This is a genomic window from Elusimicrobiota bacterium, from assembly GCA_016180815.1.
In the GTDB taxonomy this organism is placed as follows: domain Bacteria; phylum Elusimicrobiota; class Elusimicrobia; order JACQPE01; family JACQPE01; genus JACPAN01.
Genome location: JACPAN010000033.1, coordinates 1 through 17,220, shown reverse-complemented (window position 1 = coordinate 17,220; position 17,220 = coordinate 1). Strand labels below are relative to the sequence as shown.

Annotated in this window: 15 protein-coding genes; 14 read left to right on the top strand and 1 reads right to left on the bottom strand. The window is 52.5% G+C overall.

Annotated elements, in window-relative coordinates; genetic code table 11:
- Window positions 1–1,729: hypothetical protein (locus tag HYT79_12370; protein MBI2071375.1), on the top strand; the 1,729-nt coding region annotated here is incomplete at its 5' end.
- A gap of 17 nt (window positions 1,730–1,746) precedes the next feature.
- Here the strand turns inward: HYT79_12370 and HYT79_12365 are convergent.
- On the bottom strand, window positions 1,747–2,079 hold the full coding sequence (locus tag HYT79_12365) for a hypothetical protein (GenBank protein MBI2071374.1): 333 nt from the start codon (window positions 2,077–2,079) through the stop codon (window positions 1,747–1,749).
- Window positions 2,080–2,166: 87 nt separating this feature from the next.
- Between HYT79_12365 and HYT79_12360 the strand changes: the two genes are divergently transcribed.
- The 13 genes from HYT79_12360 to HYT79_12300 all read left to right on the top strand — a co-directional run bounded on the left by HYT79_12360 (window position 2,167) and on the right by HYT79_12300 (window position 17,045).
- On the top strand, window positions 2,167–3,642 hold the full coding sequence (locus HYT79_12360) for a HAMP domain-containing histidine kinase (GenBank protein MBI2071373.1): 1,476 nt from the start codon (window positions 2,167–2,169) through the stop codon (window positions 3,640–3,642).
- A 4-nt stretch (window positions 3,643–3,646) separates the two neighbouring features.
- The gene (locus HYT79_12355; GenBank protein MBI2071372.1) at window positions 3,647–3,898 is read left to right on the top strand and encodes a hypothetical protein; all 252 of its coding nucleotides are present in this window, start codon (window positions 3,647–3,649) and stop codon (window positions 3,896–3,898) included.
- Between the two features lie 9 nt (window positions 3,899–3,907).
- Window positions 3,908–5,647 (top strand): hypothetical protein, encoded by a 1,740-nt coding sequence (locus HYT79_12350; GenBank protein MBI2071371.1) that lies wholly within the window; start codon window positions 3,908–3,910, stop codon window positions 5,645–5,647.
- Window positions 5,648–6,114: 467 nt separating this feature from the next.
- Window positions 6,115–9,306 carry a hypothetical protein gene (locus HYT79_12345; GenBank protein ID MBI2071370.1) on the top strand — a complete coding sequence of 1,064 codons (3,192 nt, stop codon included), beginning with the start codon at window positions 6,115–6,117 and terminating at the stop codon, window positions 9,304–9,306.
- Window positions 9,303–10,277 carry a hypothetical protein gene (locus HYT79_12340; GenBank protein MBI2071369.1) on the top strand — a complete coding sequence of 325 codons (975 nt, stop codon included), beginning with the start codon at window positions 9,303–9,305 and terminating at the stop codon, window positions 10,275–10,277. Before HYT79_12345 ends, HYT79_12340 begins: the two co-directional genes overlap by 4 nt.
- Window positions 10,278–10,351: 74 nt before the next feature.
- On the top strand, window positions 10,352–10,522 hold the full coding sequence (locus HYT79_12335) for a hypothetical protein (protein ID MBI2071368.1): 171 nt from the start codon (window positions 10,352–10,354) through the stop codon (window positions 10,520–10,522).
- An 18-nt stretch (window positions 10,523–10,540) separates the two neighbouring features.
- Window positions 10,541–10,714, top strand: a complete 174-nt coding sequence (locus HYT79_12330; protein ID MBI2071367.1) for a class III signal peptide-containing protein — start codon at window positions 10,541–10,543, stop codon at window positions 10,712–10,714.
- A gap of 95 nt (window positions 10,715–10,809) precedes the next feature.
- Complete coding sequence (locus HYT79_12325; GenBank protein ID MBI2071366.1) at window positions 10,810–11,325, top strand: pilus assembly protein; 516 nt, start codon at window positions 10,810–10,812, stop codon at window positions 11,323–11,325.
- Between the two features lie 4 nt (window positions 11,326–11,329).
- Complete coding sequence (gene cpaB, locus HYT79_12320) at window positions 11,330–12,085, top strand: Flp pilus assembly protein CpaB (protein ID MBI2071365.1); 756 nt, start codon at window positions 11,330–11,332, stop codon at window positions 12,083–12,085.
- A gap of 57 nt (window positions 12,086–12,142) precedes the next feature.
- Entirely contained in the window at window positions 12,143–12,874 is a 732-nt protein-coding gene (locus tag HYT79_12315) for a type II and III secretion system protein (GenBank protein MBI2071364.1), read from the top strand.
- A gap of 88 nt (window positions 12,875–12,962) precedes the next feature.
- Window positions 12,963–15,278 (top strand): Flp pilus assembly complex ATPase component TadA, encoded by a 2,316-nt coding sequence (gene tadA, locus HYT79_12310; GenBank protein ID MBI2071363.1) that lies wholly within the window; start codon window positions 12,963–12,965, stop codon window positions 15,276–15,278.
- The gene (locus tag HYT79_12305) at window positions 15,275–16,852 is read left to right on the top strand and encodes a type II secretion system F family protein (protein MBI2071362.1); all 1,578 of its coding nucleotides are present in this window, start codon (window positions 15,275–15,277) and stop codon (window positions 16,850–16,852) included. Before tadA ends, HYT79_12305 begins: the two co-directional genes overlap by 4 nt.
- A gap of 4 nt (window positions 16,853–16,856) precedes the next feature.
- Complete coding sequence (locus HYT79_12300) at window positions 16,857–17,045, top strand: hypothetical protein (GenBank protein MBI2071361.1); 189 nt, start codon at window positions 16,857–16,859, stop codon at window positions 17,043–17,045.
- The last annotated feature ends 175 nt before the right edge of the window (window positions 17,046–17,220 follow it).

Genomic DNA, 17,220 nt, shown 5'->3' with positions numbered 1-17,220 from the left:
TGCTCCGGGCGCGTCAGGGCGCTACCTGCGTTCCGACGGGGCTTCGACCTTCGCTTGGTCGGGGATTCCTGGCTCCGATCTTTTGGGCGGAGCCACGTCTTATATCCAGAACAGGGATACCTTGCAGGCTTCGGCGACGTTTTATGTCTCCTCGGCTTCTGTATATGGCCAAACTTTATTGGCCAGAAATAGCGGAAGCGTTGGTATTGGCGTAGGTAATCCCACGGCCAACGAGACTTATAGCCGACTGACCGTCGGTGGTAGCGATGCAACAGAGTTGGGGGCTTCCATTGAAAATTCCGGCGCCGGTCAAGTAGCGTTGATTCTTCGAAGATTAGGAGGGACGGCGTCGCGCTGGAGCATGTATACGCCAAGCGGCTCTACTGACCTTCGTTTTTACAATAACGTCCCCGGGCCTGCGGGAGATAAGGTTACATTCGCAGCAGGCGGTAACGTCGGCATCGGAACGGCAGCTCCCGGGCAAAAGTTGGACGTCTGGGGCGGTCAAATCAGGCTTTATGAAAGCGGTAGCGGACATTCTATTGCCTTAAGAACAGACGGCACCTATGCAGACCTCTCCGTCAGCGGAACCCGTCTGTATATTGATGCTCAGACTAATGAGATTGTGGAACTTAACCCTGTATCAGCGGGACCTGTATTCTTGGTTCGCGGTGGCGGCAATGTCGGCGTGGGAACTGATGCCCCTGCCTATAAACTTGATGTCCAGGGCGGCGGCGTCATTCGTTCTACAGGTAGCGCTTATTTTGCAACCACCAGCGGTAACGTCGGCATCAATACGAACGCCCCCACTTACAAACTCGACGTCAACGGCGGCGCCATTGTGCGTTCCACGCTGACGGTGACCAATTCAGTTTATGCTTCTTCTTCGGTTATCTTCACGGACATGACCGCTGATCCCACGTCGGCTGGGGAACTCCAGAGGAACGGCGCGGACATCAAATGGCACGACGGCACCGCTGTTCGTACGCTGTTGCACGGCGGCAATCTGGGAACGACAGCTATCCTCAATCAAAACACCCTGCAAGCCGGAAGCACCTTCTACGTGTCCTCAGGTTCCGTGCAAAACGACTTGGTGGTTTGGGGCAAATTGGGCGTTGGCGTTGGTGTGGCCAATGCCAAGATCGCGGTTGTGGGCGGCATTTCAGCTTCGGGCCAAATCAGAGGCGGCGTGGGCGCTCCTGACGTGGCGGAAAACATCACGACGTCGGACGAAGCCATCGAAGCCGGAGACATCGTCGTGGCTGATCCTAAACATCGCGAGCGCATCATCAAATCCAGCCGCGTTTATCAATCCGGAATCCTGGGCATTATTTCCACCAAGCCCGGCATTTTGACCAATGCCGATGAAGGAGACATTGACGGCGCTATCACCAGAGACAAAAAACAGCGGCCTTTGGCCTTGGCGGGCCGCGTGCCGGTCAAAGTATCGTTGGAAAACGGGACGATCGCTATCGGTGATTATCTGACTTCGTCATCGAAGCCTGGATACGCCATGAAAGCCACGGAGCCCGGTTCCGTGATCGGCGTGGCCCTCGATAATTTCGACGGCAAGAATTCTAAAGAAGGCAAAGTGTTGACCTTCATCAACTTGGGCGAATCGAATCTTTCCGAAAAGGTCAAAACCTTAAGCGGCGAATTGGAAGCCGTGAAGCTTGAGATGCTTAAGATGAAAAAACAGTTGACCCGTGGTGGCGAGGGAGGGAAATAAAGAGAATTAAGCCGGGATTAGGCGATGCCGGCTTTTTCTTCGAGTCTTGCCATGCGCTGTTCGTGGTCTTTGAGGAGAACTACTTGCGTAACCGCTTTGTCTAAATTGTCTATTTTGGTTTCTATCCGGGCAAATTCTTTTTTGGTTGTCATCTCGAATTCAGCCATTTGGGTTTTGCTCGCCATCTCGCCCCTTAGTTCAGTTCTTAGTTGGGCTAGTTCAGTTTTGGTCGCCAATGTCGGCAGGGTTTTATCCAACGTTTCCTGGATTTTGACCACAGCCAAGCCGATTTTTGTTAATTGGCTTTTTAGGAAAGTATTTGATTTGGCCGGCTGCCCTTTCTTTGGCATCGCCTCATTATACACCGGAGCATTAAGAGGCTATTGCCCCTTGCGGGAGGCGGTTTTTGACCCCAAGCTATTTGAGGATTAACGGCCATGCGTCTTCAGGCTAAAGTTCTTGTATTGGTGGGCGTCAGCGCCCTGGGCCAGCTTTCGGCTGTGGCTAGTTTCACTTATTTGGAATGGCGGCATGAGCGTTTCATTGAAATGGAAGAAGACCTGCGCCGCCATATCGCGGCGTTGCGCGATTTCCAAGCTTCGTTTACCGAACTCGCGGCCGGCTCCGTGGCCGCGTTGGTGATGCGTCATGAGCGAGAGTTGGGCGAATTAATTTTGCGGTCCGCCGCCCAGGAAGGCGTTTTGGAGCCTTTGTCCGGATACGGAGCCTATCGTAATTTGAAAAACACCTATGAAGATTACCTTGGCTCTTTGCGGTTGATGATGGAGGAAATCGCCCAAGGCTCGTTCAGCAAGAATCCGCAAAAAATCGTCGTTGAGATATCGGAATTAAAAACCAAGGAAGCTACTTTGCTGAAGCTGCTTCAAGCTGTTTCGGATGAGGCCTGGTCAGGTCTAAGAAGACAAGAAGAGCTCGGCGATCAGCAAATGCGCTGGGCGCATTGGGTGCTTTTTGCCATGTCCGGGATTCTTTTAGCGTTGTCCATGGTGCTGGCCTTGCTCTGGATTTCAGATTTAAGACGGGCGTTTGAGTCCGTTGAAAAGGGACTTTTGTCCTTGGGCCGGGGGGACTTGCCGTCAAATCCCATGCCGCGTCGCGCCGACGAAATGGGCATTGTTTTAAAAGCCATCGAACGGGTCGGTCGTCAATCGCGCGATTTGCAGCAAACCATGATCCGTTGGGATCGCTTGGCGGCCATGGGCCAATTGGCCGGCGGCGTGGCCCATGAAATCAACAACCCTTTGGTTGGGGTTTTGGGGCAAGCGGAGCTTTTAAAGGAGCGTTTGGGTCCCGATCATCCGGCCGGCGCGCAGGTTGAGAAAATCGTTTCCGCGGCCCAGCGCTGCCGCAAAATCGTGAGGAATCTTTTGGATTTTGCCCGGCAGCGCGATCATGAGTTTCAACGCGTGACCTTCGACAAGATTTTGGAATCCGTCATGGACATGGTCAAAAGCGATTTGGAAAAAACAGGGGTTCAAATCATTCCGGAGATCGACCCCGCCTTGCCTTCGATTTACGGCTCTCCGGTGGATCTGGCCGAGGCGCTTTTAAATCTCGTCATGAACGCCAAAGACGCCATGCCCACCGGCGGTCGGCTCTTCATTCGCGCTCGCACTGAGAACGATCGCGTCCGCATCGAGGTGGAGGATACGGGCGCAGGCATTCCTTCCCATGTGATGCCCCGCATTTTCGAGGCATTCTATACGACTAAAGAGTTGGGCAAGGGAACGGGGCTGGGGCTTTCCGTTTCCTACGGCATCGTTAAAAATCACAAAGGCCAGATTTACGCCGAAAGTCCGGGCGAAGGCAAGGGTTCGAAATTTACGATTTTGCTGCCCATGACCGAGGCCGGCGCCGTTGAAGCGGCGAAAGGCCCCCAGAATAAGGCATGAAGTCATGATCGAGAAGGAATTAGAGCAGGAACTCTTGGAATACGCCCGTCGGCGCTACCATGCCGAGAAGCGCCAGCTTCTCGATCTTCTAGATTTCAAAGAAAGGGAAATCGAAGATCTCCGGGGCACGATTCGCGATCTTGAGGCTCAGATCGCAAAGCTCTCCGACCGTCTGGAGGAAGAGCGATTGACGCGAGCCGAGTTTCTTTACCACCAGGAACAGGACATGGCCAGATTTCATGATGAGTTGGCCTAAGAGAAAAAGATGGCGGGCGAAGACCTCGCCTTGCAGGAAGAGAACATCCGGAAATTAAACGAGCAAGTCGTCCAATATAAGCAGGATATTCAACGGCTTTACGATGAGAACAAGCGCACCGTGCGTTCCCTGGGCGATGAAATCAACAAACGTGAGACGGAAATAGAGCGTCTTCGTGTGCGCGACCGGGAGCTGGAAGGAAAAATCCTCGCTATCGAAAATTTGGGCAAAGACGAAAAAAATAAATTGGGGCAGCGGGTTTTGGAGCTGGAAAGTTTCTTGGCCAAGGAGCAGGAGGCCAAAGCCAAAATCGAAGAATCCTCGAAAAACGCCTTGGCGGCTTCCACCGGCGCTTTGCTTGAGGAACGGGCCAAGGTAACAACGCTCCAGGCGCGAGTTGCGGAACTGAGCCGGATGCTCGAAAAATTTGAGACGGAGAAAGAAAAAATTCTTCAGCACTGGGAGAAAGAAAGGAAAAAGTGGGAAGAGCTTTGGGAGCGGGAAAGGAGAGTGTGGGAAAATCAACGGGCGGGTTTTTTTGATTGGGAAGCCCGTTATATGAAGGAGAAGACGCAGTGGGAAAAACTGCTCGGCGATAAGGAAGAGAAAGAAATCCGGCTGACGCGCGTTTTTTCAAGTTTGGTCAATGAGTTGAACCGTTGGGCTACGGCGTTTAGGGAGGGGTCCGGGGCCAGGGGCCGGGCAGAGCCCCCCTCACCCCAACCCTCTCCCCCCGGGGGGGAGAGGGGGCCGCTGCCTATGGAAACAGGCGGCCCCGCGCCCATGCCCCCTCATTTTCCGCAGCTTGATCCCGGACTCCCTCCGGATTTGGCCGCTCAGATGACTCCTGCCGAGCCTCGGCGTTTCGAACCTGTTGAGGAAATGCCGAAGGCCCCGTCCGGTCCCGTTAGCCGTTCGTCAAAATCTTGGCTTAAAATCATCGCCAAGTTTATGCTTTTGCCTGCGATGCTGGGATTGATTGTTTACGGTTCCTTTTATGCTTATCGCGGGTTCATGACTTCCCGCGGGCCGGTTTTTTTCCAAGAAACCGAATCCTGGGATATCCCCCTTGAAACGCCTTCGGGCGTAGCCGAGCAAACCGGCGTTATCTGGGTCGCTGATTGGAAATCAGGGGAAATCATTAAGCTGTCCCAAGATGATCCTGCGCAGTTATCGGGCCGGTATTCTTCGCCCCTGACGTTCTTTCATCCTAATTCCATTGTTTTTTCTCCCGACGGCCGCCAACTGTTCAGCCTCGACTCGGTCAGCCGCAAAATTTACCGGCATAAAGCCGCCGATCCTAAAGTCATTGAAGAGGAAGCGCCCTCGCCCACTGCCTCTTGTTTGTTTTTAGCGGCGCTGGCGCCTTCCGGCAAGCCGGATAGTCCTTGGCATCTTGCGGTTTTAGACACCATCGGTAGACAAATTCATGTTTTTGATCCCAAAGCCATGAAAAACAAGCCGTCCGTTCTCTTGACTCTGCCGCAGGACATCGTTCCCTTGGCGTTCGCGGCGCGGGGGGAAGCGATTTGGGTTTTAGACGGCAAGACTTTTTCTTTATTGCCTTTTGCCAGGGATGCCGAGGGCGCTTGGCGCAGGGGCCGGGCCGTGCAACCTTTATTAGGCGCAGGCGTGGAGACCTTGGCCGGAGCCACCGCTATTTTGGCGCGCGATGACGGCAGTTTTTACATCGTCCTTGAATCCGATCCTCCGCGTCTGGTTCTGACGACGAAAAAGATGAAAGATTAGAGATACGATTCGACATACAAACATTTTAAAGGAAGCCTTAGATATTTGAGGCAATTTCAAAAAGTCATATTGTCATTGCTGAAGTCCAAAAAGAAAAAATTTTGAATTTCCCGGTTGCAAACCGTTTCTTTGCCGGTCATAATTGATCGATGTCCGGGTTCTCTCTCTTGTTGACTTTTAAAAATTGCTATGTTTTGCCGGTGAGGGTAAAAGCGGTCGCTTTGCAAGCCCTTTATTATTTTTCTTTCCTGGCTTTTTTCTTAATTCCTTTGCGACTTTCCTGGTCGCATGACCGAACAAATGGGTGGGATCCCACTCAGCCGGGCCAGAACTACACTCATATCGACGTTTACGAGGACAATTCTGGAGCTTCAGTGTTTAACTCGACTTGTCCGGGCAATAGCATAACTCCTCCGTTGGGGGGTAATGGCGCTGAACCAGTATTTGATGCAGGTGCGCGCCTTTTGTTGGCTGGGGAAACTGGGATCAATTTTAATCTATTCGGCGGGAATACCGGCGGCACCGATGTCAATTCTAAAACGCAGGCTCTGTTCGTCGTCAGGCATTCAACATGGCCGGGCCTAACCCATTGCCGAATCAATACTTTTACGCTTAAGATTGAACGGTTGGCTGTTCAGGGCGGTTCTCTGGTGCGCACGCCGATAAGAACATTTTCATTCCCCAATATGGAATTGCCGCCTGCGCAGTGTCCTGTGGCCGTTTGCGCGACATGGGATGGTTCGTTTGCCGTGGATGACAAAGGTTTCGGGAAAATGAACGGTACTTATGAGGCCACCGCCGAAATTGTTTTCGTAGACACAACAACCGGAAATAAAAGTGAATTAAAGGACATTAAGTATCCGGGCGAAAATCAGCACCCGCTCCTTATCGATGTCATGGATATACATTCCGTAATATCAAGCCCGACTGTGTTCGGCAGCGCCGTTATTTTTCCGATCGGCATCAACTATAGGTTGTCGAAAAGCGCCTATGTTGCGATTGATATTTTTAAAGGGAGCGAGCTTGATTGCGCGCAAGTGCTTTGCACGCGGGACAATGTTAATGCCGCATGTACTGGCGTCGGAAACATCAGCAACAATACCACGAATCCCCACCCCGTTCAGCGTGTAGGCGCAGGGTGCAGCACTTCTTTTGTGCGTCGAATTGTTAAAAATCAGCCGCGTCAAGGCGAGGATACAACGTCTTCTCAAGGCAAGGTGCTATCGATTACAGATAACTGGGATGGCCGCACCGAAGATAATTTGTTGGTTAGCTCCGGTGTTTACACGTTCCTGATGTATGCCTGGGATCCTGATAGCAATACAGGTTCCGAGGGGGCCGATCATGCTCATGACATTTCCCGTCCGACCACATTTTCAAATTTTATCGACCCTATGCAGATTATTGATGTCCGAGCAGAGGGGCTGTCAACGCAATCGACTTCATTTGCAGGGGTTTCTTTTCAATTAACAGAAGCAGCAACGGTTTATTTTGACGTTTGGCTTGCCTCATCGAGTTTCCAAAACCCGGATGGTTTTGGCGCGCCAAGTGTCGCATGCGATGGCTCAAGCGTTCATTTGGCAACAAATTCGGCTACAAATCCGAATCACGGATGCCGGGTGCGCGGATATCAAAACGCTTTCCCAGGGAGACAGACGGTTTCATTCGTTTGGGATGGACGGGATCGTAATGGCAATCCTCTGGATGACAGTCAATATCAATTTTCTCTTTATGCCCAACTTCAACAGGGTTCCTTCGGGGGCATTGCTCCCGCGATAGCGCCTGCAATTCTCGTTAGTAAGGTCAAGACTGGACTGATCCCCGTTACCCGCGGCTTGGTTCCCATCAGCCAAGTTACGACATTCTCATCCTCTTTTTCTTCACCGCCGGTAACCAATGTCGAGCCTTTCTTTTTCAATTACAGCTTGGGTCGCGACGCCCACGTCAATGTCAGGGTTAAGGCTATGCTCAATCAAACGGTCGGCAGTTTTATTTCTTTCGATTCAAACGGCAATATCGTGCCGCCGGCAACGGCCAATAGCACCAAGGTCTGCCCCAGCACCTCCGGCTGCACGATCGCGCATTTGGTCAGGGACGAGGTGCGTCCGGGAGCTATTTCCATCACCGATCCTCCCATCGGTTGGGATGGGCGCACCATCGGTTTAAATCAGCAAAACGGCGTCCGTGTTTCCAGCGGCGTTTATATGGCGGAGTTGATCGCCCAGGATACGCTTTTTCCCAATCGCATCAATACGCTCAATTCGTTTTTCACGGCCAATATGCTGCGCACCTCGCAAGTGCGCTCGACGCCGTTGTTGTCCGGCGCCACGGATATCGCCACCATTTCTTATGTGCTTTCCGAACCCATGGATACTCGTTGGGAAATTTATTCGCCGACCTCCGTTTTTTCGGGTTCTTGGCCCGCTTTGACTTTAACCCAAGGCACTTTGATCAGGACGATATTCGGCTCACGCCCTGGACGGCTCTCGATCACCGAATTCTGGGACGGAAAAAATGAGGAAGGCTTTTTTGTGCCGGACGGCAATTACGTGTCCATCTTAAAATCGAGCGATGTTTATGGCAATTACGCCACTGACGCCGTGATCCGTGAAATCGGCGTTATACGCGGCCAAATCCAGATTTTAAATCCCGAAGTCACGCCCACGTTCCCTGAAGTTAATGAGGCTTCGGATACGCTTAATATTCCGCTGGAACCTTTTGAGATCACCTTCACGCTCTCCCGCGACGCGATCGTTACCGTGGATATAAAAAACCTTGACCAGAATCTGGTCAAGCGCTTGGTGGACGAAGAGCCGCGCAGCGGGTTGATCGAGCAAGCTGAGTTTTGGGACGGCACGAATTTCGCGGAAATCAGGCAGACCACGGGCTCGTTCTTCGTCGAGATTTTGGCCGAGGATTTGACGGCGATCAACGCCTCTTCTTCCATCGCCCGGCTGCCTTTATCCGTCGATCTCCTGCGTATTTATGATGTCGCGGTCACGCCGTTAACCTCGGAGGTTGAGTCCGCCGAGGTTACTTATCAGCTGTCGGAACCCATGAACGTCGAGCTTAAGATTTTTAAGCCCGGCACGATTTTTAACGTGGCGGGCCAACCGATTCCTCCGGAATCGGAGTCCCTCGTTTTCCTGATTCAAGGCCCGCGTCCGAGCCGCGTGCCGTTGACCGAGCTATGGACGGGCATCAACCTTTTCCAAAAACAAGTCGTCGACGGCAATTACGTTTTTCGCTTGCGGGCCACGGATGAACGCGACAATCTCGCCACCAATATCGAACACGGCCAGGTGCCTGTTTTACGTTTAGGCTTTTTGGACCCGCAGGCGACGTTCGATGATCAAACCTTCGCTTACCCCAATCCCATCACCAAAACCCCGCTTAAAATTTGTTCGCTCCTTCCCATCGACGCGGACGTTAATTTAAAGATTTACACATTAAGCGGCGAGTTGGTATGGGAAAAGGGTTTAGGGCGGATTCTAGGCGGCAAGGGGCCCTGCAACGGCTTGCCGGCGGTTGAATGGAATTTGGAGAACGGCTTCGGGCGCCGCGTCACCAGGGGCGTGTATTTTTATGTGCTGCGCGCTGATTCTTTCGGCGGCGACCGGCAATTCTTGCAGACAATGAAGAAGGTCTTGGTACCGTGAAGCTAAAAATAGCGCTGGTCGGTTTGTTTCTGGCGTTCGGCCCTGCGCTTTATGCCGGTTTCCTCGATTCCCGGGAAGGCTATGTCGGCACTTCAGCCGGCCAAATTTTAAAGCTCGGCATCGGCAATGCGGAAGCTATGGCCTTGGGCCGAAGCTATGTGGCTTTGGCGGAGGGCGTCGAAAGCCTTGGGTTTAACCCAGCCGGCATCGCCCGTTCCAATAACCGGGAATTCGCCCTGGGATTGGTGAGCTGGATCGACGATTTTAAAGGCCATTACCTCGGCTACAACCATCCTTTTATGCACGCTAATTTCGCTTTAAACGCGGCGTATATGACGATGGGTGATTTTGACGCCCGTGATGAAAACGGCATTCCGTTGGCCGGGGCTAATGTTTTCGTGCGCACCGGGTTTACGCACGCGGGCTTCGGGTGGAGTCTGCCCACTGAGCGGCTGTTTTTTGGTTTTGCCACGAAAGCCGTTTATGAGGATTTCTACGGCAATACGTCGACGAATTTCGCCTTTGACGGCGGTCTTCTGTGGGCGGGCAACGGCGGCCTTCAGTTGGGCACGTCGATTTTGGGTTTGAGTTTGGACGACGAGAAAATTCCCTGGTCTTACCGGTTGGGCGCAAGCTACAGTTTCCCCGAGTTCGTCACCGTGACTTCGGATTTTATTCAGGACCGCGATTCCCAAGCCCGCATCGGGACCGGCCTGGTTATCGATTTGCCCGAGTCCGAGGATATCGGTTTGGTCAGCCTGCGCGTCGGGTATTTTTCCGCGGACGATCAGGGGGAATCCCGGCTGGGCCTGCTGAAGCGTTTCAAACTGCATCGCACCTCCGGCATTTCCTACGGCATCGGCATCGATTCCCAAAGCGAGTCCTTGTACCGGATGTCGCTTGATTACGCGCTGGTCCCTTTGGGCGCTTTGGGCACGGCGCACCATGTCAATCTTAAATTCCGTTTTTAATCGCTCCTTTACCTTTTTGATTTTGGGGCTTGACATTTTTCCCAGGTCCTACTAAATAATTAATATAAGGCCCCATGAAATGGATCAAGAAATCATGTTCGGCAAAAGGCCAGGTGACCACGGAATATGTGCTTGCCACGCTGTTGTTTATGGCGATTTTCGTTTGGTTTTACAGCATCACCCAGGATTCGCTTAAGAATATGTATAAGAATGCCGCTGTTAAAATTTTAACGTCGTATAGATAGTTATTTAAGGAGGGAGAGATGAAACTCTTGAAAAGCAGCAAAGGTCAAAGCGCCACGGAATACGCCATCATGGTGGGTGTGATCGTCGGGGTCGTTCTTCTGGCATCCACGGTATTTAAACCCCAGATCAAAAACGCCTTCGAGCAGTTGGGCGCCAAAATCCAAGGGGCCATCGGCAACGTCAGCCAATAAGGCCGTCCCGCTTGCCGCTGAATGAGCGTTACGGCGCAAGCCGAGGGCTGATGTCGCGCGAAAACTTGTGGGCGAAAGAGATGAGTTTGTGAACCATGGCGCCGGGAAATGGTCTTAACAATGGGCGCCGCGGCCAGTCGTTGGTCGAGGTTGCCCTCATCTTCCCTCTTTTTCTCATCGTTGTTTTCGGGATTATGCAGCTGGGGCATATCGCAACCATGACCATTTTGGTTAATCACGCCACCTTCGAGGTCGCCAGAATCGGCGCCATCGCTTCCCAAGGGTTTACTCCCGGCAGGGAAGCCAGCTGTTCGGAGGCCGTCATCAATCAAGGGAAAATGAATTCCATGGTGGAGCAGATTTTTGAAAAGTGGCCGGGGAAAACAGAGCCGATTGAGTTTCGAAAGGCCCGCACCTTGATTGATCCGGAAGTGAATCGTCCAAATTGCGATTTGGTGGTGACTCTGCGCTACAAAATGCCGCTGGTTTTCCCATTCGTCAACATCATGATGTCTCAGCCGCCTTACGGCGGGCAGGATCCGGACGTCGGCGTTTTCCGCATGGTGACCGGCGAAGCGCGCATGCCCCTTGAGGTGCCGATTTGGAACTAATGTCATGAAAAAAGCGATGGCTCCCGGTCTCATTGCCTTGGTGATGGCGACGCTGTTCTTTTTTACGCTCAAAAGCCGCGAAGAGCAGTTCACCAAGAATTACGGCGAGTCGGTCAATGTTTTGGTCGCCAAATACGATATTCCGGAACGCACGTATTTTAAGCCGGAGATGGCGCAACCCACGCCCATCCCCAGAAAATTCGTCCTTCAAGACGCGATTGAGATCAAATCCGTCACGGATTTCGGCAAATTAAGGGACTTGGTGACTTTGGTGCGCGTTCCCAAAGGCAATCAGCTCACGTATTCGCAATTGACGCGCGTCAGCCCGGATACTGGTCTGGCCGTCAAAATCCCGCCCGGCTTAAGGGCCGCTGTCGTGCCCGTGCCAAAGGATTTGATCACGCTGGTCAAGCCCGGAGACCGGGTCGACGTTCTTTGCACATTCCCGGTGGCCAGCCCCGACGGCGGCGGGTCCGAATGGGTGACCGCGACGATTTTGCAGAACATCCTGGTGCTTTCCGTGGGTTCGGAAATGGGCGGCGTTTTGCCTCCTGAAGAGATGAAGAAAAAAGAGAAAACCGCCAAGGAAAAACTGGCGGTTTCCGATGAGGGTTTCGTTTCCGTGGCCGTCAGCGCCTTGGAGGCTCAATTTTTAACCTTGGGCAAAAAACAGGGCGAAATTTCCGTGGTGCTTCGCCCGCTGGGCGATATCGAAAAGCATTTCATCGAGATGGCTTCTTTCCGTAAGCTCTTTAGATAACGAAATAAAGCTTCGGCCTCTATATTTTTCCCTAAAAATTGTGTCAAATAGGCACTCATGCTCCGGCATTTTTTCAGGTGGGGAAGAGGGCTCCTGACGGGTTTTTTTCTTTTCCCTGTTATCGCCCGCAATCTGCTTGCCGAAGATCTCGTGGCCATCAGCGCGGATATCGTTGAAATCGGCGGATCGGTGGAGCGCGACCTGGGCGTCAACTGGGGGGATTTCGTCGAGATCGCCGAGCAGAGCATTCCCGGCATTTTTCGCATCGGGGAATTCGCCCGCCTGAATCAACTTCAAAGCACGATCCGCGCTTTGGAAAACGAGGGCAAAGCCCAGCTGCTCTCCAATCCTAAAATCGTCACCAAAAACGGCACATCGGCGTCGTTTTTGGTCGGCGGCGAAATGCCCATTCAAATCGTGGGCGCCACGGGTTCCGTGGGCGTTGATTTCAAAAAGTTCGGCGTGCTCTTAAACGTCCTTCCCGTGGTGGACGAAAAAAATCGTATCGACGCTCAGATTCAGCTCGAGGTTTCCAATCCGGATTTCACCAAAACCGTCAACGGCGTGCCCTCCATCGTCACGCGCCAGATTCAAACGGAAGTGAGCGTTAAAACCGGCGATACGATCGTCATCGGCGGTTTAAAACGTTCCGAAAAGCAAACCAGCTACCGCCGCGTGCCTATCCTCGGCCGCCTGCCGTTGATCGGCGCGATCTTCACCTTCAAGAAAAACCTTCAAGTCGAATCCACCCTATTTCTTTTTGTCAGCTTCGAAGTTTTAAAGACCTAATCTTTAGAATAGAAATTACCCCTTGAGAAGATTGGGTCCGGGGGTTAAATTATTAACGTAAGCCTTGCTATAGAAGGGAGGGTCTCAGTTGGGCACGGAAGCAGCCATCGACCAGTGTAAGATCGTCACGGTCACCGGCCCCAAAGAAGGGGTCGGCAAAACCATCATGGCCTTGAACCTGGCCAGTTTACGCGCCGCGCAAACCGGCCGCGGCGTGGTGTTGATCGAGGCCGACCCTCAATGCCGTGAAGAGCTTTTGACCTGGATCGGCATCACGGGTTCGCAGTTAAACGTCATCCCGACTTTGAAAAGCCTGGTTGATTTTTATTCGCGCGCCGGCGGCGGGCAAAAAGCCGTGGACTTGGTCCGGGGCAAAATCGTTTTCGCGCGGGCCGGGGTGGCGGCTTTACCCTTGGGGTTTCAGCCGAAAGATGTCATGGGCGGCTTTGATCCCCAGGCTCTGCATAATTTCTTGCGGGGCTTGTCCAGCCACTACGACGTCATCATCGACACCGAATCCAGCTACGCCCTCCTTCCGTTCGCTTTGGAGCTTTCCGATTGGGTGTACTGGGTGACTCTGCCGCAGCGCCAGAACCTGACCGCGACCATCGGGATTTTTGAGGATTTGAAGGCCGAGCATTTCCCTCTGGATAGAATCGAGATCATCGTCAATCAATACAATTTACCGGGCGCCATGCAGGTTCCGGAAATGGAGCGCTATTTATACGCCTACAACAAGAAAATCAAGTTCCGCCTGCCCTGGGAGGACGGCATCCCGGAGGCGGCCAATGCGGGCGGCGCTTATCTCATCACCAATAACGCCAACAGCGAATGGTCCAAGATGCTGCGTTTTGTGGCCAATCATTTAAGGGACGTTCGGCCCAAGGGATCGGGCGGCAATTTTGCGGATTTGATGCGCTACTTAACAAATGCCAACGGGTTTTGGAAACTGGGCGGCCCCGGTCAAAACGGCGCGCCCGGCGCTGCCGGGGGAACCGGCTCAGCGGGGTCGGCGACTCAAAATGCGGTCGACATTGATTTTGACATTGTTTCGGATCCCAAATGGGATAAATTAAAAGAAGAAATTCACGCTCACGTTGTTTCGGAAATGACCACGGTAAAAACCGCCGGCGAAGCCCAGCGCCGCCAACGGGTCGAACAAATCGTCAATAACGCCCTTGATAAGCGCCCTGACGCGGAATTAACCAGGGAACAGCGTGAGAAATTCATCAGTGAACTTCTCGACGATATCCTCGGCCTCGGGCCGTTGGAGATTTTGCTCAGGGACCCCAAAATCACCGAAATCATGGTCAATTGTCATGACAAAATTTACGTCGAGCAAAAAGGAAAACTCACCCTCATCCCCCTCCGCTTTAGAACGGATGATCAACTCGTCGAGGTGATCCGTAAAATCGTGGCTCCCTTGGGCCGCAGGATCGATGAGAGTTCACCCTTGGTCGACGCCCGCTTGAAAGACGGCTCCCGCGTCAATGCGGTGATCCCTCCCCTGGCTGTCTCCGGTCCGACCTTGACCGTCAGGCGTTTTTCGGCCAAGCCGTTTACTTATGAACAGTTGATCAGTTTTAATGCCATTACCCAGGAGATGGTGGATTTCATCAAAGCCTGCGTGTTCACCGCAAAAAACGTCGTTATTTCAGGCGGCACCGGCACCGGCAAAACGACTTTTTTAAACATGTGCTCATCGTTTATTCCCGGCGATGAGCGCATCCTGACCATCGAGGATGTGGCTGAGTTGAGGCTGCAACAGCCTCATTGGGTGCGTTTGGAATCACGGCCGGCCAATATCGAGGGCAAAGGCGAGGTCACTATCCGCGATTTGGTCAAAAACGCTTTGCGTATGCGCCCGGACCGAATCGTGGTCGGCGAGTGCCGCGGCGGCGAATCCATCGACATGTTGCAGGCCATGAACACCGGTCACGACGGCTCCATGACCACCATCCATGCGAACACGCCGCGCGACGCATTAAATCGCGTTGAAACCATGTGTTTGATGAGCGGCATGGATTTGCCGATTTGGGTTTTGCGCGAGATGATCGCGGGCGCGATTCATCTGATTTGCCAATTGACCCGCATGGAAGACGGATCGCGCCGCGTGACCTCCATCACGGAAATCATGGGCCGTGACGACAAGGGCGTCACCAGCCAGGAGATTTTTAAGTTCATTCAGACCGGCGTCGATGAGAACACCGGCAGAGTCATCGGCTATCACACGGCGACCGGCGTTATCCCCAATTGCCATAAGGGTTTCAAGGCCAAGGGCGTGAACATGTCCCTTGACGTGTTTAAACCGGTTGAGCCGCCGCCTGAAGCGCCGGAAGCCGTGAAGGCCGAGGCTCCGAAGCCGCCGGAAGGCGGCGCCGAGGGAAGCAAACCGCAGGCATGATGATCAGAGTTTTTGCAGTCTTATTTGCCCTGTGCCCAGTTTTACGGGCTCAAGACCAGCAGCAGCCTGATGCGAAAGCCGAATCCAAGCAAACAGAATCCATCTGTTTGACCCAAGGCCCCTGCTGCAAAAAAAATAATCTCTCGGAACGCATTGATTGCCTGGCCGCGGAGCGTTTGAAAAAAACCGTGGACGCGACGGCAAGATCCTGGACCAGGGCCAATGTCGCCATGTCCGATATCTATTACGCCGAGATCATCGAAAAAAATACTGATCCTAACGCCAAGAACCTATGGCAAAACGTTTTCGGCCTGGTCTATAAAACGCTGGATATTCTTAAAAAAGGCACCTTTCCTTCCCAGGGGATCGGCGGCGACGGCGTTGACATCGGCACGCTTTTGCCCTATTACACGGAAACCCAAGGCCAGCTAAGAAACGCGCTCGATCAGCTTTATGTGACCCCGGGCATCGCCAACTCACTCGGCGGCCGCGGCCGCGCTCTTTTTCCTCAGTTGGAGCTTCTTTATCAGCAGCTTGAAAAGATCCGCATTTCTTCATCCCGGCGCGATTCAACATCCTATGACGCCGCGTTCGAGAGTTTTTGCTCCTTGAGCAGAATCGTTTGGATGACGCTCTCCGACATCCCTCCGGCCAAGTATTCGGACATGGTCAACGCCTATCCCTCCAATAAAAAAGATTTGGAAGAAGCGTTTAAAAAGAGCGGTTTCTATATCGTTTTGATACCGCTCATCGTTTTTGTGGTGGTGTTCATCTTTACGCGCTTAAAGGGCATCGGCGCGCAGGAAATCCTGGATTCTTTCATCGAACGCTTGAGCGAACGGGCCAAAACCCTGGCTTACGAATACAACAAACAATTTTTGGGCGTGGGCGCCGGGTGGCTTTTGTACGGGCCAATGATCATTTCCGTTATTTTCGGGCTGCTGACCATGAATCTTGTTGTTTTCTTTCTGGCGGCGTTCATTTTCGTTTACCTCTTGCCGACCGAGGGTCTGAAATTCATCAAGGAGCGCCGCCGCTTAAAAATCGATTCTCAGCTTTTGGATTCTTTGATCCTGCTTTCCGACGCCATGAAATCCGGCTTGGATCTGGTCCAAGGATTGGAATTGGCCGTGCATGAAATGGTGCCGCCCATCTCCGAGGAATTCGATCTGATGCTTAAAAATTACAAGCTGGGCATGCCGTTCGAAGAGGCGCTCAAGGCTTTCGACCGGCGCGTCGACAGCGACTTGGTGAGCTATGTCGTGCGCGCCATCATCATCCAGCGCCAAACCGGCGGCAACCTGACCAAAATTTTCGACCGAATCGTCGACACCATCCGCGAAGAGGGAAAGCTCAAGGACAAAATCAACGCGCTGACCGCCGGACCCAGGATGCAATCCATCGTCATCAGCATCATCCCTTGGGGCATGCTCATGATTCTTTATTTTTTCCAGCCGGAGGCGGTGGGCAATTTCTTTACGTCTTTAATGGGGATTTTCATTATTTTGGCGTGCGTTTTTTGGCAGACCATCGGGTTGATCGTGATTAGGAAAATGGCCAAGATCGAGGTTTAATGCGGTGAATCCAGGGCAGATTATTCTCAATATCGTCATCATGTCCGTGGGCGTTGTTTTTATGGCGTTCACTAAAAAATGTTTCACCGGGCTTTGTTTTATGACCTATTTCAGCCTGATGGGGGGCATGTTGGCTGTTTATGGTTTTATTGAAACCCTTTCTGATCTTGCTGTATTAAATAAATGTGCGTAACTAGAAGGATCTGTACCTAAGAATTCCTCTATCCCAATATCATCCAGAAATCTGTTAACATCTCCATGTGCTCTGTATCTTCTTATTTCTCTAGAATGTTTTTCTCTAACAGCTTCTAAAACCCAAGTCACTCTCCTTCCCCTTTCAGCTACTTGACGTGTTATTTCAATAAGCA